The sequence below is a fragment of the Acidobacteriota bacterium genome (genome assembly GCA_022340665.1).
Classification (GTDB): Bacteria; Acidobacteriota; Thermoanaerobaculia; order Thermoanaerobaculales; family Sulfomarinibacteraceae; genus Sulfomarinibacter.
This window is the reverse complement of record JAJDNM010000090.1, coordinates 65,429-86,195: the sequence shown is the minus strand read 5'-3', so window position 1 is coordinate 86,195 and position 20,767 is coordinate 65,429. Positions and strand designations below refer to the sequence as shown.

The window sequence follows — 20,767 nt, the reverse complement described above, 5'->3', positions numbered from 1 at the left end:
GTGCACCACACCGAAACCGGGAGTTGGGAATTGAGAGTTGAGAGTTTCCACCCACCCTCCCAATATTTCGATGGGTGGGCGGGGGACAACTCTCAACTCTTCACTCTAAACTCTCAACTCTTGCTCTCGTCTGCAGCCATGCGTATGTGACGGGCGGCGCACTCGGCGAAGCCGGTACACCCCTTGCACACGTCGTCATCGACGAACCCGAACTCGGTTGGCGCACACACCGTGATCGACGGGTCCTTGGCCGCGTCAAGCTCGTCCAGCAGCGCCTGATCCTCGTCCGCAACCGCGGAGCCGGCACGCGCCCGCTCGGCTGCTGCCTTGACTGCAGCGTCCCACGCTCGGTTTCGGCTCTCGGCCTGCTGGTTTTCGGTACGAATGACCGCGTCGGCGCGCTTCTTCTTGATCTCAAAGGCGAACTTGCGGCGGCTCGGGAGCCGACGAGTGGCAAGGAAGAAGAGGTAGCCCGCCGAGACACCGGCGATGTTGGCGAGGCCACCGACGATCCCGAAGGAGAAGCTCGAGTAGACCAGGATCGCCGCCGCGATCACCGCCAGATACTTGACCTTGACCGGAATGATGAAAAAGAGTCGGAACTCCACCTCCGGGTAGAGCGTGGCGAAGGTGAAGAGAAGGCAGGTGCCGAAGCCCACATCTCCGAAGAGCGGTCGAGCCAGGGCGGCAGCGGTGAGCGACGCGCCGAAGGTCGACACCAGCCAGAACGCCAAAAACCGCGGCGAGCCCCAACTCTCCTCGATCGGGCGCGCCATGATCCAGAGCACGAGCATCGAAATGAAGAACCAGAACATACTGCTGCCGTGCACGAACTGGTAGGTCACGAGGGTCCAGGGACGAGCACCGATAGAGCCCGGGATGAGGGCCAGAGCCTGCAATCCTCCGGACATGGAAGCGCTCAGAATGAAGACTGCGAAGTGGGCGAATATGAGGCCCTCGGTCAGGTGCCAGTGCTCTCGCTGCATCAGCGTCTCCCGAGACGTCGTTCCATCTCCTCCTGGCTGAGCCGGAGAATGATGGGCCGCCCGTGCGGGCAGCGATAGGGGTTGTCCGTCTCGAACAGGTCATCGAGCAGAGCGTGCTGCTCGGGACGGGTCAGTCTATGGTTGATCTTGATCGCACCCCGACAAGAGAGGGAGGCTGCAAGCTCTTCTTCCAGTTCTTCGGCCGCCCGTTCCGGCACGCCGTCGAGTGCGGTGGCTCGGTCGAGGATCTCTTCGACCACCTGATCGACCGCCCCCGGGTCGAGCTCGGGCGGCACGGAGGTTACGCGGACGGTATCGATTCCGAATGCCTCGGCCTCGATGCCAACCCGTAGCAGTAGTTCCTCGGCCTCGGACAGGACCGCCGTCATCGCCTCACCGACCTCGAGCAACCGCGGCGTCAGCAACCTCTGCGACGGGGCCTCGCCCGCCTCCAGCCGACGATGGATGCGGTCGTAGAGAACCCGTTCGTGGGCCACGTGCTGATCGACGATCACCAGGCCGTGGTCATCTTCCAGAAGCAGGAAGGAGTCCCGATATTGACCAATGAGCCGCCCGAATGGCGTATCGGCCGGGCCGGGTTTGGCCCCTGATGCTCTTGATTCCGCATGGTGCCGGGCAACGGTTGTTTCGATGTCCGCGCCGCCGCCGATGACGCCTTCATCATCACTGCCATAGACCGGATGGGCGAAGAGCGGCGATCCAGCTGCGGCGGCATTCCCCTCGATCCCGGCGTAACTGCGTGCGGACGGCTCGGCAACCCCACCCGTTGCCAAGCTACCCTCTTCGAGCCGGTTTACCGCGATCCGTCCCTGCGAGGCCGCCACCCCGTCCCTCAGCGCCCGCTCGACGAGGCCAAAGACCGCACCCGCGTGGGCGAATCGGACCTCAGCTTTGGCCGGGTGGACGTTGACATCGACCGTTTCGGGCGGAAGCCTCAGATCGACGATGACTCGCGAACCACCGTAACCGCCGCCGCCCTCGCGCAGAACCCGAAGGACGGCGCCGACGAGCAGTCTGTCACGGACTGCGCGGCCGTTGACCAGCAGAACGAGGGTCGGCCGGCCGCGCCCTCTACCCGGAGCCAGGAGACCACGGACTTCCCCTCCGGCCCCCTGTGCCTCGAAACGGGTGACCCGATCCGTTCGACGCCATACATCCCGGAGTCTCTGGGAGTTGTCGGCAACGGCGGGCGCGTCAATCAACGTTCGATTTCCGTGACGGAGGATGAAGGCCACATCCGGCCGGGCCAGCGCGGCTCCCCACAGGGTTTCCTGGGCATGTCGGAGCTCGGTTTCGGGAGCCCGCAGGAACTTGCGCCGCGCTGGGGTGTTGAAAAAGAGGTCACGGACCTCGACGGTGGTGCCACGCGCACGCGCCGCCGCCTCCGCACCGAAAATTCGCCCCCCTTCGACCGTCACTCGAACCCCGCCCTCCGCGGGATCTTCGGCCGTGAGGAGCATGAATTTCGAGACCGCCGCTATCGAGGGCAACGCCTCGCCCCTGAAACCGAGCGTGCTGATGTGACCGAGATCCTCGACCGAGCCGATTTTCGATGTCGCATGACGTTCCAGGGCGAGCAGGGCGTCATCGGGATCCATTCCGCAGCCGTCGTCGGTCACCCGCACCAGGCTACGGCCCCCGGCTGCGAGCTCGACCTCGACGCGTTGTGCGGCAGCGTCGAGGCTGTTTTCCACCAACTCCTTGAGCACAGAAGCGGGACGCTCCACCACCTCGCCCGCGGCGATGCGGTTGACGAGGGGGTCGGAGAGGACTCGGATTCGAGGCACGAGGGACATCATACTCGTCCCGCCCGCCCATCCGATCCTGGATGCTGGATGTTGGATGTTGGATGTTGGATGTTGGATGTTGGATGTTGGATGTTGGATGTTGGATGTTGGATTCAACGAATCGATAAACTCTCCTGCTGAATTGTCAAGGGGTGGGCGGGCGGATCGAGTATCCAGCATCCAGTATCGAGCATCGGTCGGGTGGGCGGACTACGGATTCTCGAAGACCGAGATGTCCGGCTTGGAGTCGGGGGTGACGACGCGATTGGGATCCGCCAGGTCCTCTTTGATGAGTAAGTCGATGAGGTGGTCGCGAACTCCGGCCCGCCCCCGGCGTTTGTAGAGGGCCTGCACGGTACCCGGTTTCAGTTTGATGCCGGTCATGTGGTTGAGGTACTGACAGAACACGCGCGAGCGCGACATGAATGACGCCAGCAGGAGCAACAGCAGAACGGACACAACCGCGGCGGCACCGAGCTGATAGAGAGTGACCGGCGACAGACCGAGAACCTCCGATTCCATCATCACCTTCCGTCGTCGTTCGGGCGATCGTCGTTGAGAGCGTGCGTCTCGTCGACTTCACCGAAGTGGTTTTCGGGGACCAGCAACTCTCTTCCCTTCGATCCGGCCGGGGGGCCCACAATCCCTTCTCTCTCCATCATATCCAAGAGACGGGCCGAACGGGTGTAGCCGAGCCTCAACCGACGCTGAATGTATGAGGCAGAGGCCTTTCTGGTTTTGACAACCAGACGTGCGGCCGCATCGTACATCGGGTCCTCGATGTCTTCGGCCTCGTCCAGGGTTGTCGGCTTGCGGCCTCGCTCGGGCGGCCCCAACGGTGCGTGCGACAAGACCTCTCTCTGATATTCCGGCTTTCCGAAGCGTTTGACGTAGCGAACGACGCCGGCGATCTCCTTCTCCGTTACGAACGGTCCGTGGAGCCGCACTACGCTTGCGCTGCCGGGTGGCAGGAAGAGCATGTCGCCCCGCCCCAGAAGATGCTCCGCGCCCATCGAATCGAGAATCGTGCGTGAGTCGAACCGGGAACGCACCTGGTAGGCGATCCGACACGGGAAATTCGCCTTGATGATACCGGTCAGAATGTCCACCGATGGCCGCTGGGTCGCGCACACGAGATGAACTCCGACCGCTCGCGCCTTCTGTGCGAGCCTCGTGATGGACTCCTCGACGGCACGTGCCGAAGAGATCATCAGATCGGCGAGCTCATCGATGACGATGACGATGTAGGGCATCGGTTCGAGGGCCGGTTCATCGCCGTTGGCCTCTTCAGCGAGCTTCTTCTTCGCCTTTCGCAGGCGTACCGGATCTCTGAGCAGCTGGTTGTACTGCTGCAGATTCCGCACCCCGAGAGCCGCGAGCACCCGGTAGCGCTCATCCATCTCGGAGACCGCCCAGCCGAGCGCATTGGCCGCCTTCTTCGGGTTGGAGATGATCGGTGTCAAGAGGTGGGGAATGTCGGCATACACGCCGAGCTCGACCATTTTGGGGTCGACAAGGATGAACTTCACCTCGTCCGGCCTCGCCTTGTAGAGGATCGACATGATCATGGCGTTGAGGCCGACCGACTTCCCCGCGCCGGTGAATCCGCCGATCAGCAGGTGCGGCATTCGGCTGAGGTCCGAGTAGAAGGCCTTGCCACGGATATCGACGCCCAGGCTCAGAGTCAGTAGGGACTGTGCACGCTGGAACTCCGGCGCCGCGATCAGCTGCCGCAGGCGGATGATTTCGGGATCCGGATTCGGCACCTCGATACCGACGGTGGCGCGTCCTGGAATGCGTTCGATGCGCACGGAATCGGTTCGCAGGGCAAGGGCCAGATCCTCGGATAGATTCTGAACTGCCGAGATCTTGACTCCGGAGTCGAGGCGAAACTCGTAGGTGGTGATCACGGGACCCGTCCGGATGTTGACGACCTCACCCCCGACCTTGAACTCCTGGCATTTGGCGGTGATCAGCTTCGACATTTCGATCAGGGCTGCCGAATCCCGCTCCGGCACATCCTCCACGAGGTCGAGGAATGATTCCTTTGGCAGGTCGTAGCTCTCGAGGTCCTCTACGAAATCGAACTCCTCCTGTACCTTGGCCCGCTTGGTTTGCGCAGGCTTCTTGGCCGTCGGCTTCTGTTTGGCCGCGGCTTCCTCGGTCTTCGTTCGAACCTTCGATTCCGCCTTTTCTTCTTCGAACACTGGCTCGTGTTCCGCCTGCTTGCGGACGATGCGGAACCGTCCCCGTCCCTCGACCTCTTTCACCGTCAGCGAGCCCTGGTAATCTCCACTGCCCTCGAGGCGTCGCACCTGGCGATCGATGACGCGCTGGCTCGCACGCACCTTCTCTTTCTCCCGCCGACGTTCGTGAGCCGCTTGCCGCGCCTCGAACCAACGGGCGCGCAGGTTCTCCGAAAGACGGTCCGCAAACGCCCCCGCCGATGCACCGGAGAGCAACAGAATGCCAACCACGAGCAGGAAAATGAGCACCACGATGCCACCCACCGGACCGGCAAAACCTTTCAAGAGCTCAGTCTCGGCAAGGCCGACGTAGCCTCCCGCCGAGATGCGGCCTTCACGAAAGGGAATATCGTCGGCGACCAGGGAGGCAAAACCTGGCAGAGCGATCAGCAGCAACCCCCAACCGGCAGCCGCCAGCCTGGGGTTGGCCATCGGTGACCGGCGCAGCAGTCGCCAACCGAGGACCGCGGCCGCGATCGGCAAAACGAACGCGGTCACTCCGATGAAGCTGAAGAGGGCGGCGGAAAGCGTCGACCCGAGCCAACCGGCGAGGTTCTGCGGAGATTCCCGCAGAGTCGTGGCGTGGAATGGGCTCGGGTCCATCGGCGAGTGCGACACCAGGGCCACAGCGACCAGCAAGGCGCCGAGGAGTAGCGCGACCGCAACCGCCTCGCGGACAACCCGCTCGCGCATCACTGCCCTCCCCACACCAGGACGATCACCAACACGCCGAGCGGAATGCAGTACCACGCGAAGCGGTTGAACACCCGGCTCGACACAGTTGCGATCACCAGCTGGAGGGCAAAGAAGCCGGAGACCCCGGCAGCCACTGCTCCAATTGCGCACGCAACCAGGAACCCGTTTCCCGCAGCCATCACATCAGCCCGCCTTTCGAGGACCTGGCCGGCGGTCACCGCAGCGATGACGGGCACGCTGAGAAGGAATGAGAACCTCGCCGCCCATGCCCGTTCCAGACCGACTCCCAGGCTGGCGGCGATTGTCACTCCGGACCGCGACAGTCCGGGGAAGACCGCGAGGCCCTGCGCCAGACCGATCGCCAGCGCTTGCCGCCAGCTGACCGTCAACTGGTCGGACGATCCCCCCGGCAGAAACCTCGTGCTGCCCACCACCAGGCCAGTCAGCACGAGTCCGACGCCGACCCACGCGGGCTGCGAAAAGGCCGCCACCGCGATGTGCCGTAAGGGAAACGCAACGCCCACAGTCGCAACTGTGCCAAGCACGAGCAACGCCAACAGTCGTCTTCCCTGCAACGACCCGACCCAGTCGGCGATCTGCCGGCGTTCGAACCAGAGCACCGCGCACGCGGTGCCGAGGTGAAGCGTTGAATCGAAAACGACTCCGGGCTGCTCGAATCCCGGAATCAACATCTGGGCCAGAGCCAGGTGCCCCGACGAGGAGACCGGCAGGAACTCCGTCACGCCCTGCAGGACCCCCAGCATCGCGGCCTGCCAAAACGTCATCCCCGCACCACTGAAGGGCCGAGACGGGAAAGGTTATCGCTCAACACACCCATACCTTCAAAATGGTAACATTTAAGGCAAGTTATTGCCACCGGCTAACTTATGCTTCGATCGGCTGGTGTTCGGCGAGCCTGAGCCAGTCCTGAAGAGAGAGAGTCCCGGGCCGGGCGGCCGGATCCAGACCCGCTGCCTCGACGGTCGCGGCACTGACCTCCGACGACAACGCGTTGCGGAGCTTTTTTCGTGGAAGGGTGAGGGCTGCCGAGGCCAATCCAAGTGCTCTGTCAAGGATTTCGGTTTCACATACGGGACGCTTGAGATCGAGCGCCACGACGGTAGAAACGACCTTGGGCCGCGGGCGAAAGGCCACTGGCTGGACATCGAAGAGGAGTCTGGCGTCGGCCCAGGCTGCGCGCTCGAGAGCCAGCAGGCCATGTCCCTTTCCCCCCGGATCAGCCACAATTCTGTGGGCCACCTCACGCTGCAGCATGACAACCGCTCGGCTGAAGAGATCGTGACGGCGGAGAATACGACGAAGGATGGCGGTTCCCACCGAATACGGCAGGTTGGAGGCTACCTGCCACGGCGATTCGGCGGCTGCCAGAGAGTCCAGGTCGATCCTCAAGGCATCGGCATGCCGCACTTGAAGCCCGAGGCCGCCGAATCGCTGTTCAAGCTGTGGTACGAGGACTTCGTCGAGCTCGAGTGCGACAACACGTTCGAAACGCTCGAGCAAGTGTTCCGTCAACGCGCCGCGACCGGGTCCGATCTCGAGTACGCGGGGTGGTTCATCCGAGAGCTGGCTCGCGATCCTTTCGGCGACATTTCGATCGACGAGGAAGTTCTGGCCAAGGCGGCGACGTTTGGGTCTACCCATACAAAAGTCATGAGTTTTGAGTTAAGAGTTTTGGGTTGCCCCCGCCCGCCCAAGATTTCCGGAGGGGCGGGTGGGAACTCAAAACTGAAAACTCAACACTCAAAACTACCTCTTACACGCTGCGGCGAGCTCCCCGGCGAATGTCTCGATCTCGCTGACGAGTTCCTCACAGTCTCCCAGGGCGCCGATGCGGCTGACGATCGCCGACCCGACGACAACGCCGTCCGCCAACGCGGCCACCCGAGCCACCTGATCCGGCGAGGAGATACCGAACCCAACGGCGACCGGGAGTTTAGAAGCCTTTCCCGCCGTACGAACGTTGGATGCGAGCTCGGAGTCGAGGTCCTTCCGGACACCGGTGACCCCGGTTCTCGAAACGAGGTACAGGAACCCGCCGCCAAACCGAGCGGCAGCCTTCATCCGCCGCCGATCCGAGGTGGGGGTCACCAACATGATCAAGTCAATCCCGTGGGCACCCATCTGTTCTTCGAATGGGGCCATTTCCTCGGCCGGCACATCGGTCAACAGCACACCATCGACGCCGGCAGCCGAAGCATCTCGAGCAAACCGTTCCACCCCGTAACGAACCACAGGGTTAGCGTAGGTGAAGAGAACAATTGGAGTCTCGATTTCCCGACGGATCACCTCGACCGTTGCCAGCACACGAGTCAAGGTGGTTCCGGAAGCCAGAGCCCGTTCAGCCGCTCGCTGGTTGGTAGGCCCGTCGGCGATGGGATCCGAGAACGGTACACCGAGCTCGACAATGTCCGCGCCGGCATTCGCCAACGCCCGCACCAACTCCACCGTGCGCTCGAGACCCGGATCCCCGGCGGTGATATAGGGAATGAACGCCGCGCGCCGATCCCGTTTGGCCGCACGGAATGACTTTTCGATGCGGTTCACGTCACATCCCTTTCGGCCCGCGCGACCTCGGCCAGGTCCTTGTCTCCGCGGCCCGAGAGATTCACCAGGATGTCGCTGCTCAGGGGCATCGAGGGCGCCACTCGAACCGCATAAGCGACGGCGTGAGCAGACTCCAGCGCCGGCACGATGCCCTCGCTCTCCGAGAGCAGGTGAAACGCGTCGACCGCTTCGTCGTCGCCGACATGGGTGTAGACCACGCGCCCGCTCTCGCGCCAACTCGCGTGTTCGGGGCCGACCGCCGGGTAATCCAGCCCGGCCGAGATCGAGTGGGTGCGGAGGATCTGCCCGTCGTCATCCTGGAGGACCACGGTGCGCGTCCCGTGCAGGATTCCCGGGGCCCCGCCTTCGGAGAACCTGGCCGCGTGATCACCCGGCCGCATCCCGCGCCCTCCGGCCTCCACTCCGACCAGCCCAATCGATACCTGGGATACGAACGCCGAAAAAATCCCGGCGGCGTTGGAACCGCCTCCGACGCAGGCCACCACGAGATCAGGAAGCTTGCGAGCAGCTTTCTTGAACTGCGCTTGGGCCTCGCGTCCGATAACCGCCTGGAAATCGCGCACCATCATCGGGTAGGGGTGGGGTCCGAGGACCGACCCCAGGATGTAGTGGGTCGATCTGACATGGGTGACCCAATCGCGCAGCGCCTCGTTGATTGCATCCTTGAGGGTCTGCGACCCGGCGTCCACCGCAGTCACTTCCGCGCCCATCAGCCGCATGCGAACAACGTTGAGCTCCTGCCTCCTCATGTCCTCGGAACCCATATAGATCCTGCATTCGAGGCCGAGGAGAGCTGCCGCAGTCGCTACCGCCACACCGTGCTGCCCGGCCCCGGTTTCGGCGATCACCCGCTTCTTGCCCATTTCACAGGCGAGCAGAGCCTGACCCAGAGCGTTGTTGATCTTGTGCGCTCCGGTGTGGCACAGATCTTCACGCTTGAGCCAGATACGGGCACCTCCAAGTCGGGCGGACAGTCGGCGCGCAGAGTACAGCGGCGTTGGACGGCCGACGTAATGAACCAGGAGCTCGTCGAGCCGGCTGCGAAAACCGCGGTCGCGACCGGCCTTTCGATATGCCTCCTCGAGCTCTGCCAGAGGGGCCATCAGGGTTTCGGGCACGAACCGGCCACCAAAGTCGCCAAAGTATCCGCGGTCGTCGGGGATCTTCTTCATGAGAGCGACGATTCTACAGGATCGTGCTCGTGAGCGGTTTCCTCCTGCGAAACGTCTTCGGATCCTCGATGCTTGATGCTGGATACTCGATCCACCCACCCACCCCCATGAAAGGAGATCGGACGGGGGATATCGAGCAACGAGAGACGAGTAACGAGTATCAGATCCAAGCATTTGGCAAGGCACGGAACACCGTCCAGATCAGGGTCTCAGCTGCTCGATGACCTGTGAACTCACCCACCAGACGTCTGAACTCCCCCAACCCGCCGCCGGCAGCGATCAGAGGTCGACGCCGAAATGGAAGGGTGGCTGGCGGACGGCGATCGACCTCTCGCTGGCGGGGGCGGTTCGCGACGGCCGAAGGCCGTCTGCAAAGCTCCCCCACCTCAAGGTCGCAAAGCTTCGATGACCTGTGAACTCACCCACCAGACGTCTGAACTCCCCCAACCCGCCGCCGGCAGCGATCAGAGGTCGACGCCGAAATGGAAGGGCGGCTGGCGGACGGCGATCGACCTCTCGCTGGCGGGGGCGGTTCGCGACGGCCGAAGGCCGTCTGCAATGCTCCCCCACCTCAAGGTCGCAAAGCTTCGACGACCTGTGAACTCACCCACCAGACGTCTGAACTCCCCCACCCGGGTTGGGTGGAGAAATCGAGCAGATCCGTGATCGACGTGGCACGCAGCGGGATGTCAGTCTCTCCGTAGGCCCTCGAGGTCATGAAGAAGAGATATTTGCCATCAGGCGAGAGGGACGCCGACCATTCCCGGCCCTCCGGTTGGTTGATCGCCGGGCCCATGTTGACCGGTTCGGACCAGGTATCGTCCTGGTCGCGAAAGACCACGAAGTAATCCGCCCCGCCGAGGCTGTCCTCCCGGCCGACGGCCGGGACGATGGCAAAGCTCTCGTCCGGCGCGACGAAGACATTGAATCGGTTCGTGCCGCAGTTGACCTCGGGGCCGAGCTTTTCAGGCTCGGTGTAGGTTCCGTCGACGAAACGCGAGCGCCAGGTAGCCGACACCCTGCCCTCCCCCTCACGCGTGAAGTAGATGGTGTTGTCGGCGGTGACTGACGGAAAGTACTCGGGCGCGTCCGAGTTGACCGGTGGTCCGAGGTTGTGCGGCTCGGACCACGCATCGCCCTCGCGGTCCATCACCCAGATATCCTGGTAGACCCAGCCCGGCTTTTCCTCCTGCCCCTCCTGTGGGCGGGTCGAGAGAAAGAAGAACCGCTTGCCGTCCGGAGAGATGGCGGGTTCGACGTCCAGGTAACGGCCGGAGAACGGAGCCACCGCGGGTTCGGTCCAGACACCGTTCTTCTGATGGCTCTCCATGATCATCGTGCGGCCGCCGAGGGTGACCGAGAAGTACAGCTCGGTGCCGTCAGGAGTCATCGCGATGTCGCGCGTGGCAAGACCTGTCGAGACGATTCCGGGAGCGAAGATCTCGGGCTCAAGGCCCGGTGGCTCCTGCCCGAGATACGGTCCATGAAGCTCGGGAAAAGACGGTCCGGTCTCCACCTCATCACAACAGTTCGGCGAACAGGCGATAGGAAGCGCGCATAGCGCACACGCAAGCAGACGGACGGTTTTCATGAGCTTCTCCTTCAGAATGCCGTACGAATGGGACAATCGAGAGTTTTGAGTGTCGAGTTATGAGTTTCCCCCACCAGCGCAGTCGACACTTGATACTTGATTCTCGATACTCGGTCCACCCACCCACCCGAGCTGCCCACAGATCACACAGATAGACGCAGATGGGTTCAGACTCGTCCATCTGCGTTCTCCGCGGTTTCAAATTGGTGGGATACGGATCCTCTGTGTCTCTGTACCTCGGTGGTGGTTCGTGCGCGGCCGTCAGGGAAGTGCTGCTCGCGCCTCGGCGATGAAGTCACGGATCTTCTGGTGGTCCTTGATCCCCGGAGCGGCCTCCACACCGGATGAGACATCGACGAGTTCCGGTCGCACGATCCGAACAGCCTCGCCGACATTCTCCGGCGTGAGGCCGCCCGCAAGGCCGAAGCGCACTCCCGGCGGCCTCTCTCCCAGACCCTCCCACGCCCACGCGACGCCGTCTCCGGCACCGGGGTCGAAGAGCGGTAGGCACCGGGAACTGAGGTCCGCAATCCGCTTCCAGTCGATTTCAGGCTCGACCGGTACCCGGCGTATCACTCGACTCCCGATAGCATCCAAATAAGCGTCGGGCTCTTCGCCGTGCAGTTGAATCCAACCGAGGTCGAGAAGCTCCCGGACCGTCATTACTTCAGCGAGCGGTGCATCGAGAAACACACCCACCCTCGCTACACCATCAATCTCTCGGATCCACTCTGCAGACCGCGGAGCCAAGGCACGCGGCGTGCCCCGCCTGAAAACGAAACCGAGAAAATCCGCGCCGGCCTGGACGGCTGCCTCGGCATCTCCCGGAGTCGTGATTCCACAGATCTTGATCTTCACTGGTGTGCGTCCAGACTCCCGATCCCGATGAGATCCCGGACGGCTTGCTGCGGGTCTGTTGCCCTCACCAGGTGCTCCCCGACCAGGAAACCGTCGTAACCAACCCCGAGCAATCGCTGGAGGTCCTCCGCACCACGGATCCCGCTCTCGGCGATCCGCAGGCGCTCTTCGGGAAGTTCGGCCACCAAAGCCTCCACCCGGTCAAGGCGAACCTCGAAGGTGGCGAGATCGCGGGCATTGACGCCGAGGATCTGTGCCTCGGATTTCACAACCGCAGCCGGATCCTCGTCGGCAAAGACCTCGAGCAGCACCTCGAGATCGAGCCCCGACGCCGTCTCCAGAAGATCGGCCAAGGTTTCCTCATCAAGGATGCGCGCGATCAGGAGTACTGCATCGGCACCAAGGACTGCGGTCTCCAAGAGTTGCCGCCGGTCGAAGATGAAGTCCTTTCGCAGCACCGGGAGAGCGACGGCCTGGCGCACCTCGTCAATCCAATGAACACGACCTTTGAAGAAGGCGGGCTCGGTAACGACCGAAATGGCGGAGGCACCACCTGCTGCATACGCAGCAGCCAGAGCCGCCGCATCGAAGTCCTCGCGAATGACCCCCGCGGAGGGTGACGCCTTTTTGCACTCGGCGATCAGCGCGACCCCCGGTCGAGAGAGAGCTTCTGAGAGAGAGCGAAGGCCGGTGGCCCGGCGTTCCTCTACGGCCTTGAGTGCGGCTTCCTCGAGGCCGGGCGCCTCGGTAGATGCTTCGAGGCGCCGACGCACATCGGCGACAATTCGATCGAGTACTGAATCAGCTGTCATCACCCAGTTCCCGGGATCTCCGCACCCAATTCTCGAGAGTCTCGAGTGCAGCTCCCGAACGCTGTACGTCTCGAGCACGGCGAAAACCGCTTTCCAGATCGCTTGCCTCACCGGCTACGTAGAGCGCGGCCCCAGCGTTCAGCGCTACCGCATCTGCCGCCGCCGAATTCTCATCACCAGCAAGTATGGTGCGCAAGCGGCGCAGGTTTTCATTCACGTCGCCCCCCTTGAGAGAGTCCGGATCGTCAACCTCGATTCCGAGCTTTGCCGGATCGACCCGCCGCTCTTCGATGACCTCGCCGTCTCGGACCTCGATCACCGTCGTCGGCGCACAGACCGAGATTTCATCGAGTCCGTCGTCAGAGTGCACCACTAGGCCGTGTTTGGCGCCGAGCTCGGCCAATGCCGAAGCCATCAGGCCAAGCACATCCGAGCCCCAGACTCCGATCACCTGACGCTCCACGCCAGCCGGGTTGGTTAGCGGGCCCAGAAGGTTGAAGACCGTTCGGACACCGAGCGCCCGACGAACCGGCATGACCGCCTTCATCGCCGGATGGAGGCGCGGCGCGAAGAGAAAAGCGATACCGACCTCGTCGTGCAACGTGGCCATCGCCTGGGGGGTCAGGTCGAGCTGGATTCCAGCGGCCTCGAGCACATCGGCCGAACCACACCGGGAAGACACCGACCGGTTTCCATGCTTGGCGACCGGCACGCCCGCGGCAGACACCAGGAGCGCAGCTGCGGTCGAAATGTTGATCGTCTCGGCACCGTCGCCTCCGGTACCGCACGTATCGACGGACCTCGAGGGAGTCGCAACAGGAACCTCCAGAGCGCGTGATCGCATGGCACGCGCCGCCGCGGCCACCTCGACACCGGTTTCCCCCTTTGCCCGGAGAGCCGCCAGTACGGCCGCGACAACGACTTCGGCGACGGCTCCATCCATGACGAGGCCGATGAACGCTTCCATGACCTCTGGCTCGAGGTCCCGGCCGATGAGCAGGCGGTTGAGCATGGCTTTGTGGTCGATGAGCATCATCAATCCAATGAGGAATTAAGAGTTAGGAATGAGGAATGCCGCACACCCAACCACCCTCACTCCAAAGAACCACAAGACGTTCGGGCGAGAATTCCTCATTCCTCATCCTGTTTTCTTTTCCATTCTTCGCGCAATTGAATATCAGCGATGTCGAGGAAACGCGCCAGGATTTTCCTGCCGTCGACGCAGAGGTAAGATTCGGGGTGGAACTGGACACCGAAGTGGAGATTATCCCGGTCGCGCAATCCCATCACAACTCCGTCTTCGGTCCAGGCGGTGATTTCGAGGCGTTCTGGCCAGGTCTCGCGTTCCACGATCAGGGAATGGTACCGGGTGGCTTCGAAACCGTCAGCCAGTCCTTCGAAGATCCCGGCTCCGGCGTGAAAAATCGGGGACGTTTTCCCGTGAACCGGCTCGGACGCCCGCACCACGCGAGCGCCGCAGGCGACAGCAATCGCCTGGTGGCCAAGGCAAATCCCGAGTAACGGGAGATCGGCTGCAGCTCGGATCACATCGAGGGTGACTCCGGATTCTTCGGGAAGACCCGGACCGGGAGAAATCACCACCGCCTGAGGCCGTTGCTCCAGCAACTCTTCAGCGCTGGCGGCATCGTTCCGCACTACCTCGATCGGCGCCGAACCGACCTCCGAAAGCTCCTGCACCAGGTTGTAGGTGAAGGAGTCGTAGTTGTCGATCATCAGAATCACGACTCGCCCCCACACACGCCCAGATAAGGAATTAGGAAGTAGGAATTAGGAATGTCGGGCCGGCAACGCCCTTTGATTGCGGCAGGCTGAGCGGGGATTCCTAATTCCTCATTACTCATTCCTGATTCCATCGTGACCACGCTCCTACTCCTCGTGCACGCTTGTATTGGACGCCGCCTCTGCCATGGCGACGGCTTCCACCAGGGCGCTTGCCTTGGCCGAGCATTCAGCGAGCTCGTTTTCGGGCACAGAGTCGTAGACGATGCCGGCGCCAGCCTGGATCTGGACGTTTCCGCCGCGTTCCACCATTGTGCGAATCGCGATGCACGAGTCGAGATCGCCGTTGAGGTTGCGGTATCCGACTGCACCGCCGTAGACCCCGCGCAGGACTTCCTCCAGCTCGTCGATGATCTCCATTGCTCGAACCTTCGGCGCGCCGCTGAGCGTGCCGGCGGGAAAACAGGCGAATAGGGCGTCCCACGCATCGAGATCCTCGCGCAGCTTCCCCTCGACTTCGCTCACGAGATGCATGACGTGGCTGTAGCGCTCGACCTCCATCTCGCGCGTCACCCTGACCGTTCCCGGTTCCGCCACCCGACCGATGTCGTTGCGGCCCAGATCGACCAGCATGACGTGCTCGGCACGCTCTTTCGGGTCGGATTTCAGCTCCTCCTCGAGCGCGGCGTCCTCCGCCCGATCGCCGCCTCGCCGCCGGGTGCCCGCGATCGGACACGTCGTGACGGAGTCGCCATTCACCCGGACCAGCATCTCCGGACTCGATCCGAGAATCTGCGCCTGACCGGTGTCGAAGAGGAACATGTAGGGCGACGGGTTGGTCAACCGCAACATCCGATAGACCTCGGCGGTCGTGCAGCGCGGCATCTTACGCCAGCGTCGGGACAGCACGACCTGGAAGACATCGCCAGCAAGGATGTATTCTCGGGCCCTCGATACCGACGACATGTAGCTTTCCTCTGACGGGACTGCCCGCCACCCTTGCCAATTCGCCGCCGGTTCCGGAATGACGTGGGGACGGGGACTGGCACCGCCGCCAAGGAGGGCTCGGTGCATCGTACCGAGACGTTTTCGGGCGCCTTGCCAGGCCAAATCCGGGTCGTCGCCGATCCTCGCCGCCACCACGAGCAAAAGCCGTTGACGGGCCCTATCGAGTGCGACGACGCCGTCATAAACGCCGAACCAGGCCTCCGGAAGACCGCCCTCGTCTCGACCGCTTGAGGGAACGGACTCGACCAGCCGGACTGCATCGTAACCAAGGTAACCCATGGCTCCGCCGGCGAAAGGCGGCAGGCCTTCGACCGGCGCCACCGATCCAAAATCGGTTGCTCGCCGCAACTCCTCTATAGGAGGGCCTTCTCGGGGGGCCCCGTCGACGAAGACCGCGCCGCCTCGGATCTCAACGATCCGAAAGGGATCTACACCGACGAAGGAGTACCGCGCGGCGCGTTCACCGCCTTCGACACTCTCGAGCAGGAATGGGTTGCGACCGTTGGCCGCCAGGCGCGAGTAGACCGTGAACGGGGTCACCGTGTCCGAGGTCAGCTCCTGAACCACCGGCACGACATCGTAGTCACGCGCGTATTCGAGGAACTCGTCTTGATACGACCGAAGCTCCATGCTTCCCCCCGGGTGGTTCAACGAACTGTCATTGTGCCGCAGTCTGGCCGCGAGGTCTACTTTGGCGCCTCCGGTTGAATTCGCGACTCGAAATGGCCGCGGAACCGATCCTTGTCGGAGGGAAAGAGGAAGAAAAGGGGAAATTGGGGAAAAGAGAGAAAGGCAGGATAGGGAGATGGGACGGTCCCCCATGAACCCTGCTCCCATGCCCCCTCGCTCCTTCATGTACAATCCCCAATCCGGGAGGAGGACCATGTCACGCCCCGTCATCACCATTGCCGAGCTTGCTGAATACGAGGACCAGGAAGTCGCCATTCGCGGCTGGGTCTACAACTGGCGCAAGAAGGGAAAGCTGCGCTTCATCATCCTTCGCGACGGTTTCGGCTATCTGCAATGTGTGGTGTTCCGCCCCGAGGTGGAGGAAGCTGTGTGGGAGACGGCGGTCGAGCTGACCCAGGAGTCCTCGGTCGAGGTGACCGGCCTGATTGTTCCGGACGATCGCGCACCGGGCGGCTACGAGCTCAAGGTCTCGGACCTTCAGATCATTCAAGTAGCGCCGGAATTTCCGATCGGCAAGAAAGACCACGGCCCCGACTTCCTTCTCAACCACCGCCACCTGTGGCTGCGTTCCAGGCGTCAACACGCGATCATGCGGGTCCGCTCCGAGCTCGAGTACGCGATTCGCGATTTCTTCCAGAGCCGCGACTACACCCTGATCGATTCTCCAATTCTCACGCCGGCGGCGTGCGAGGGCACCTCGACGCTCTTCGAAACCGAGTACTTCGGCGATACCGCCTACCTCTCTCAGTCGGGACAGCTCTACCTGGAACCGGCCGCCGCCGCCCTCGGCAAGGTCTATTGCTTCGGACCGACCTTTCGCGCCGAGAAATCCAAAACCCGGCGCCATCTGACCGAGTTCTGGATGGTCGAGCCGGAGGTGGCATGGCTCCGGTTCGACGGGCTGCTCGATCTGTGCGAGGAGTTCCTCTCTTCGATCGTAGCCAGGGTGCTCGACCGGTGCAGCGACGACCTCGAGCGCCTGGAGCGAGAAGTTTCATTGCTCGAACCCACGACCCAGCGGCCCTATCCGCGGCTCGACTACGGCACTGCGATCGACAAGCTGAAGGAGCTGGGCTCCGACATCCAGTTCGGAGAAGATTTCGGCGGCGACGACGAAACGATGCTGACCGAGCTTTACGATCGGCCGCTGCTCGTCACTCGCTACCCGGCCGACATCAAGGCCTTCTACATGCAGCCTGACGCCGAGGATCCGAGCCGTGCCCTGGCAGTGGACGTGCTCGCGCCCGAAGGTTATGGCGAAATCATCGGTGGCTCGGAGCGGTCGGACTCGCTCGAGCACCTCGAGCGACAGATTGCTGTTCATAAACTTCCGAAAGAGGCCTTTGAGTGGTATCTGGACGTCCGCCGATACGGGTCCTTCCCCCATTCCGGCTTCGGCATGGGTATCGAGCGCTGCGTCGCCTGGATCTGCGGCATCGCCCACCTGCGAGAGGCCATCCCCTACCCCCGGCTCATCAACCGGCTTTACCCGTAGAGATTTCGGATCTCAGATTTGGAATTTGGGATTCAAGATGGTCTCTTGAGGTAGGCGATGGTGGCACCCCAGCCACCACGATCCGTGGGCGCGTCATGAAAACCCGAAACCAGCGGGTGGCGCGCAAGCAGCTTCTGGACACGATCGCGCTGCACGCCGATGCCACGCCCGTGAATCAGCCGCACCTCGGAGAAGCCCTTCTCAGCCGCGACCTCGAGGTAAGCATCGACGACGTCCGGCACGTCGCGGGGAGGAAACGGATGCAGGTCGATGCTGTCTTCGGCTGGAATGATGACCGGAACATCAGGATCGAGAAGCGCTTCACCACCGTTGTCCATGCGCAGGGTTTCGGATTCCTTCCTCTCCGGATCCTCCGCCGAACCCCCAAAAAGCACGGCCGCCGTGATTGCCGCCAGAAGAACGCCGAAGACACCAAGGCCGATCCATGCCTCCGGCCCGATGAGACGAGCCAGCGGCCAGGTCACGATGGCCGCAACCATGAAGACGCCGAATTTCGTCCCGACATATGCCCAGAGAACATTCGGGTCGCGAAATGCCGGTCGGAGCATCACCGCGTGCTACCCTGATAAAACGGGTCGGAAAATCAGGTTTCCAAAGCCCGAATTCACTTCTCTACTACCTCGGTTTTCAAACCAGTCACCGTGTAGCCGAGCTTTTCGATCTCGGCCTTGAGCTTCTCAACTTCGACCTTGCGCGGCCGGTAGACCGCCTCGGCAGTTCCCTTCTCGTGATCGGCCTGGGCCGAAACCACCCCGTCCACCCGTTCGAGAGTCGCGGTGATGGTGGAGGAGCACCCATCACAGTGCATCCCTTGGACGTTGAATACCGTCCTCACCTGCTCGGGCTTTTGATCGGCCTTTGCTTGAGCGACCATCAAACCTGCGGCCATCAATATCGCGATCACTGAGATGATCTGACGCATTTGTTACTCCTCCGCTCCGAGCTGTCGCCCGAGCAATTGGACCGTCGAGCGCCCCACCGAATTTTCGGCGATTCGATAATAGATCGTCATACCGTCGCGGCGCGACTGCACCAGCCGCCCGGACCGCAAGCGACTCAGATGCTGCGACACGGCTGCCGGGGTCATTTCGAGCACCGTAGCCAGGTCGCAGACGCACAGTTCGTCACTTTCGACGAGAAGCTCGATGATCTTGAGGCGGGTCTCACCTGCCAACAAGGCGAAGTGCTCCGCCATCTGCCGTAACCGTCCTGCGCGAGCCGCGAGCCGGTGTCTGAGGGAATCGAATTCCTCCGGAGATCGGTTGGACGATATGCGGTCAGAATCATCGCAATTCGACATATCGGCATTTTAGTAACTTCTTAATGAATGTCAAGCATCCTGCTGAGCTTGTCAGGCGAGGAAAACCATTCTATGAGCACCGACAATTCACGTGCCCTCGAAGTCTGGATCGACGGCGATTGCCGCCTTTGTCAGAGATCGAAAGCGTGGTGTGAGCATCGCGATCGCAACGCCCGCATTCGGTTCTTCGACTTTCGCTCCGCGGCAGATAGCGATCTGCCGGTCCGTCGAACCGACCACGAGGCCTCGGTCTGGGTTCGAAACGGCAGCGGCGAGCTGCTGGGAGGATTTGCCGCGTGGCAATGCATCGTTGCCGAGCTTCCCGGCTGGCGATGGCTGGCAACCACCACCTCCATCCCTCCCCTCAGCCGTGTCGGTCCGCCCCTGTATCGCCTGATTGCGAAGCTCCGTCTTTTTCGCCGGCGCTGAATCTGGCTCGTCAGGGACGCCACTCGTCGACCGACACCGGCTCGCCGAACTCGAAATCGCCCGAGACCGGCGCCACGAAAATATCTTCGTCCAGTTCGGGCGACCGGTATCTCGGCATGCAGAAGAAAACCCACCTTCCGTCGTCGGCAATCGCCGCCTGGGTAAACGGCACTCGGTGAGGTCCGGGCAACCTCAGCGAACGGATCTGCCGGTCCTTGAATAGGAGCTGCCGATCTCCGCGGTTGAAGAGAAGTTCGCCGTGGGGGCCGGTGCGGGGGCTCCACTCACTTCGCGCCGTGAATATGGGAGGTTCGAGCGGCGCCGGGCCCTGCTCGGTCTTCGGATCGAAGAAATAGAGATCGCTGTGCGTCCCACCGCCGCGGCTGGTCACGAATACGATCTTTGTACTGCTCCCGGTGAGGTACACCCCACCCTGCGCGTCCGGCCCGAGGGCGTCGAGCCGCTCCAGGGGAGACCAACTAGCGGAAGCTGAACTTCGCGTGGCCCGCCCGATCCAGGGAGATTCACCCTGCGTCGACACCGTTACGAGACACGCAGTCTCGTCGGCGGCGATCCAGGTCACCCGCACTTTGAGTGCGTCGCCGAGGTCAGGAAACCGAACCAGTTCCGGCGGCGACCATCCGTCGTCCGTGATTTCCGTACGGTAACTCCTCTCCCTGGAGTCCGCGCCGATCTCCGGGACCGACAGACCATCGCGGACTGCTCCGTGCCATCCGTCGTCCGGATTTGCCGGCCGGCGGAGGCGGGCCGAGAAGTACAGGACGGACCCGCCATCCAGGGGAAACGGCGCCGTCTCGGATCCGGACGAGTTGATCTGTGTGGAATCGTCGGCCACGTCCGCGACCGGGGAGTCGAGCTTCGGCAGGCGCCACCTTCGGTAGGTCGCGAAGTCCATGACCAAGCTCGCTTCGAGCCTGAGATCGTCCGAGCCATACATCTCGGTGGTCCCGGAGACCGGAAGCACCACGATTTCAGTGCCGGGATCGATGGCTTCGATCTCACCGGGCTGGTCCTGGACTACCACCACCGCGTCGCCGCCGACAGCAATTGTCGCAACCAGGCCTTCCTCGACCGTCGGCGTCGGTTTCCCGATGTCTTCGTCTGCCGACCTGACCGACCGGGGCGCTCCGACCTTGACGCGCAGGACCCACCTCCCGGGATCGTCGGCAGACCGTTCGACGTCGAGCAGATTGCCAAAGACTTCGGAATCCTGTTGCACGGTCGGTCGTGCGGGGTCCAGGACATCGCACCCGCTCGACATCACTACGCAGGAAACGGCCACCAGAATTGTCAGGACTCGCATCAGGC

21 protein-coding genes are annotated in these 20,767 nt (G+C 62.7%); 3 read left to right on the top strand and 18 right to left on the bottom strand.

The features are described from left to right. Positions 1-113: 113 nt before the first annotated feature. The 8 genes from LJE93_10850 to trpB form a co-directional block, all read right to left on the bottom strand. A complete protein-coding gene (locus LJE93_10850; GenBank protein ID MCG6949399.1) occupies positions 114-986 on the bottom strand; it encodes a rhomboid family intramembrane serine protease in 873 nt (290 codons plus the stop codon). Further along, on the bottom strand, positions 986-2,794 hold the full coding sequence (gene mutL / locus LJE93_10845; GenBank protein MCG6949398.1) for a DNA mismatch repair endonuclease MutL: 1,809 nt from the start codon (positions 2,792-2,794) through the stop codon (positions 986-988). The genes LJE93_10850 and mutL overlap by 1 nt, the downstream gene beginning before the upstream one ends. Before the next feature lie 210 nt (positions 2,795-3,004). Next, on the bottom strand, positions 3,005-3,316 hold the full coding sequence (locus LJE93_10840) for a hypothetical protein (protein ID MCG6949397.1): 312 nt from the start codon (positions 3,314-3,316) through the stop codon (positions 3,005-3,007). Between the two features lie 2 nt (positions 3,317-3,318). Continuing rightward, entirely contained in the window at positions 3,319-5,733 is a 2,415-nt protein-coding gene (locus LJE93_10835; protein ID MCG6949396.1) for a DNA translocase FtsK 4TM domain-containing protein, read from the bottom strand. Beyond that, complete coding sequence (locus LJE93_10830) at positions 5,733-6,521, bottom strand: undecaprenyl-diphosphate phosphatase (GenBank protein MCG6949395.1); 789 nt, start codon at positions 6,519-6,521, stop codon at positions 5,733-5,735. The genes LJE93_10835 and LJE93_10830 overlap by 1 nt, the downstream gene beginning before the upstream one ends. 100 nt (positions 6,522-6,621) lie before the next feature. Beyond that, positions 6,622-7,398, bottom strand: coding sequence for a 16S rRNA (adenine(1518)-N(6)/adenine(1519)-N(6))-dimethyltransferase RsmA (gene rsmA, locus LJE93_10825; protein ID MCG6949394.1), 777 nt, complete (start codon positions 7,396-7,398; stop codon positions 6,622-6,624). 105 nt (positions 7,399-7,503) lie between these two features. Next, entirely contained in the window at positions 7,504-8,301 is a 798-nt protein-coding gene (trpA, locus tag LJE93_10820; protein ID MCG6949393.1) for a tryptophan synthase subunit alpha, read from the bottom strand. Then, a complete protein-coding gene (gene trpB / locus LJE93_10815; GenBank protein MCG6949392.1) occupies positions 8,298-9,494 on the bottom strand; it encodes a tryptophan synthase subunit beta in 1,197 nt (398 codons plus the stop codon). Before trpB ends, trpA begins: the two co-directional genes overlap by 4 nt. Positions 9,495-9,714: 220 nt before the next feature. On the opposite strand from trpB, the gene LJE93_10810 reads away from it, so the two are divergent. After that, positions 9,715-9,903, top strand: a complete 189-nt coding sequence (locus LJE93_10810; protein ID MCG6949391.1) for a hypothetical protein — start codon at positions 9,715-9,717, stop codon at positions 9,901-9,903. Positions 9,904-10,065: 162 nt separating this feature from the next. Here LJE93_10810 and LJE93_10805 read toward each other — a convergent pair whose 3' ends face one another. The 6 genes from LJE93_10805 to trpE all read right to left on the bottom strand — a co-directional run bounded on the left by LJE93_10805 (position 10,066) and on the right by trpE (position 16,133). Continuing rightward, a complete protein-coding gene (locus LJE93_10805; protein ID MCG6949390.1) occupies positions 10,066-11,085 on the bottom strand; it encodes a hypothetical protein in 1,020 nt (339 codons plus the stop codon). A 261-nt stretch (positions 11,086-11,346) separates the two neighbouring features. After that, the gene (locus tag LJE93_10800; protein ID MCG6949389.1) at positions 11,347-11,943 is read right to left on the bottom strand and encodes a phosphoribosylanthranilate isomerase; all 597 of its coding nucleotides are present in this window, start codon (positions 11,941-11,943) and stop codon (positions 11,347-11,349) included. Then, on the bottom strand, positions 11,940-12,755 hold the full coding sequence (gene trpC / locus LJE93_10795; GenBank protein MCG6949388.1) for an indole-3-glycerol phosphate synthase TrpC: 816 nt from the start codon (positions 12,753-12,755) through the stop codon (positions 11,940-11,942). Before trpC ends, LJE93_10800 begins: the two co-directional genes overlap by 4 nt. Continuing rightward, positions 12,745-13,791 carry an anthranilate phosphoribosyltransferase gene (gene trpD / locus LJE93_10790; GenBank protein ID MCG6949387.1) on the bottom strand — a complete coding sequence of 349 codons (1,047 nt, stop codon included), beginning with the start codon at positions 13,789-13,791 and terminating at the stop codon, positions 12,745-12,747. The genes trpC and trpD overlap by 11 nt, the downstream gene beginning before the upstream one ends. Before the next feature lie 95 nt (positions 13,792-13,886). After that, entirely contained in the window at positions 13,887-14,498 is a 612-nt protein-coding gene (locus tag LJE93_10785; protein MCG6949386.1) for an aminodeoxychorismate/anthranilate synthase component II, read from the bottom strand. Positions 14,499-14,642: 144 nt separating this feature from the next. Further along, entirely contained in the window at positions 14,643-16,133 is a 1,491-nt protein-coding gene (gene trpE / locus LJE93_10780) for an anthranilate synthase component I (GenBank protein MCG6949385.1), read from the bottom strand. Between the two features lie 253 nt (positions 16,134-16,386). Here trpE and asnS point away from each other — a divergent pair, with 253 nt between their 5' ends. Beyond that, positions 16,387-17,688, top strand: coding sequence for an asparagine--tRNA ligase (gene asnS / locus LJE93_10775; GenBank protein MCG6949384.1), 1,302 nt, complete (start codon positions 16,387-16,389; stop codon positions 17,686-17,688). 32 nt (positions 17,689-17,720) lie between these two features. Here asnS and LJE93_10770 read toward each other — a convergent pair whose 3' ends face one another. The 3 genes from LJE93_10770 to LJE93_10760 are packed head-to-tail and all read right to left on the bottom strand — an operon-like array spanning position 17,721 to position 18,904. Continuing rightward, a complete protein-coding gene (locus LJE93_10770) occupies positions 17,721-18,257 on the bottom strand; it encodes a Smr/MutS family protein (protein MCG6949383.1) in 537 nt (178 codons plus the stop codon). Positions 18,258-18,313: 56 nt separating this feature from the next. Beyond that, entirely contained in the window at positions 18,314-18,631 is a 318-nt protein-coding gene (locus tag LJE93_10765; GenBank protein MCG6949382.1) for a cation transporter, read from the bottom strand. A 3-nt stretch (positions 18,632-18,634) separates the two neighbouring features. Continuing rightward, on the bottom strand, positions 18,635-18,904 hold the full coding sequence (locus LJE93_10760; protein MCG6949381.1) for a metalloregulator ArsR/SmtB family transcription factor: 270 nt from the start codon (positions 18,902-18,904) through the stop codon (positions 18,635-18,637). A 177-nt stretch (positions 18,905-19,081) separates the two neighbouring features. Here LJE93_10760 and LJE93_10755 point away from each other — a divergent pair, with 177 nt between their 5' ends. After that, complete coding sequence (locus tag LJE93_10755) at positions 19,082-19,438, top strand: DUF393 domain-containing protein (protein MCG6949380.1); 357 nt, start codon at positions 19,082-19,084, stop codon at positions 19,436-19,438. 10 nt (positions 19,439-19,448) lie between these two features. Here the strand turns inward: LJE93_10755 and LJE93_10750 are convergent, their stop codons facing one another. Further along, positions 19,449-20,762 (bottom strand): hypothetical protein, encoded by a 1,314-nt coding sequence (locus LJE93_10750; GenBank protein MCG6949379.1) that lies wholly within the window; start codon positions 20,760-20,762, stop codon positions 19,449-19,451. Positions 20,763-20,767 lie beyond the last annotated feature (5 nt).

Coding starts and splice junctions, on each gene's coding strand:
- LJE93_10850 (MCG6949399.1), bottom strand. CDS start 986: ATGCAGCGAGAGCACTGGCACCTGACCGAGGGCCTCATATTCGCCCAC.
- LJE93_10840 (MCG6949397.1), bottom strand. CDS start 3,316: ATGGAATCGGAGGTTCTCGGTCTGTCGCCGGTCACTCTCTATCAGCTC.
- LJE93_10835 (MCG6949396.1), bottom strand. CDS start 5,733: ATGCGCGAGCGGGTTGTCCGCGAGGCGGTTGCGGTCGCGCTACTCCTC.
- LJE93_10830 (MCG6949395.1), bottom strand. CDS start 6,521: ATGACGTTTTGGCAGGCCGCGATGCTGGGGGTCCTGCAGGGCGTGACG.
- rsmA (MCG6949394.1), bottom strand. CDS start 7,398: ATGGGTAGACCCAAACGTCGCCGCCTTGGCCAGAACTTCCTCGTCGAT.
- trpB (MCG6949392.1), bottom strand. CDS start 9,494: ATGAAGAAGATCCCCGACGACCGCGGATACTTTGGCGACTTTGGTGGC.
- LJE93_10810 (MCG6949391.1), top strand. CDS start 9,715: ATGACCTGTGAACTCACCCACCAGACGTCTGAACTCCCCCAACCCGCC.
- LJE93_10805 (MCG6949390.1), bottom strand. CDS start 11,085: ATGAAAACCGTCCGTCTGCTTGCGTGTGCGCTATGCGCGCTTCCTATC.
- trpC (MCG6949388.1), bottom strand. CDS start 12,755: ATGACAGCTGATTCAGTACTCGATCGAATTGTCGCCGATGTGCGTCGG.
- trpD (MCG6949387.1), bottom strand. CDS start 13,791: ATGATGCTCATCGACCACAAAGCCATGCTCAACCGCCTGCTCATCGGC.
- trpE (MCG6949385.1), bottom strand. CDS start 16,133: ATGGAGCTTCGGTCGTATCAAGACGAGTTCCTCGAATACGCGCGTGAC.
- asnS (MCG6949384.1), top strand. CDS start 16,387: ATGTCACGCCCCGTCATCACCATTGCCGAGCTTGCTGAATACGAGGAC.
- LJE93_10770 (MCG6949383.1), bottom strand. CDS start 18,257: ATGCTCCGACCGGCATTTCGCGACCCGAATGTTCTCTGGGCATATGTC.
- LJE93_10765 (MCG6949382.1), bottom strand. CDS start 18,631: ATGCGTCAGATCATCTCAGTGATCGCGATATTGATGGCCGCAGGTTTG.
- LJE93_10760 (MCG6949381.1), bottom strand. CDS start 18,904: ATGGCGGAGCACTTCGCCTTGTTGGCAGGTGAGACCCGCCTCAAGATC.
- LJE93_10755 (MCG6949380.1), top strand. CDS start 19,082: ATGAGCACCGACAATTCACGTGCCCTCGAAGTCTGGATCGACGGCGAT.
- LJE93_10750 (MCG6949379.1), bottom strand. CDS start 20,762: ATGCGAGTCCTGACAATTCTGGTGGCCGTTTCCTGCGTAGTGATGTCG.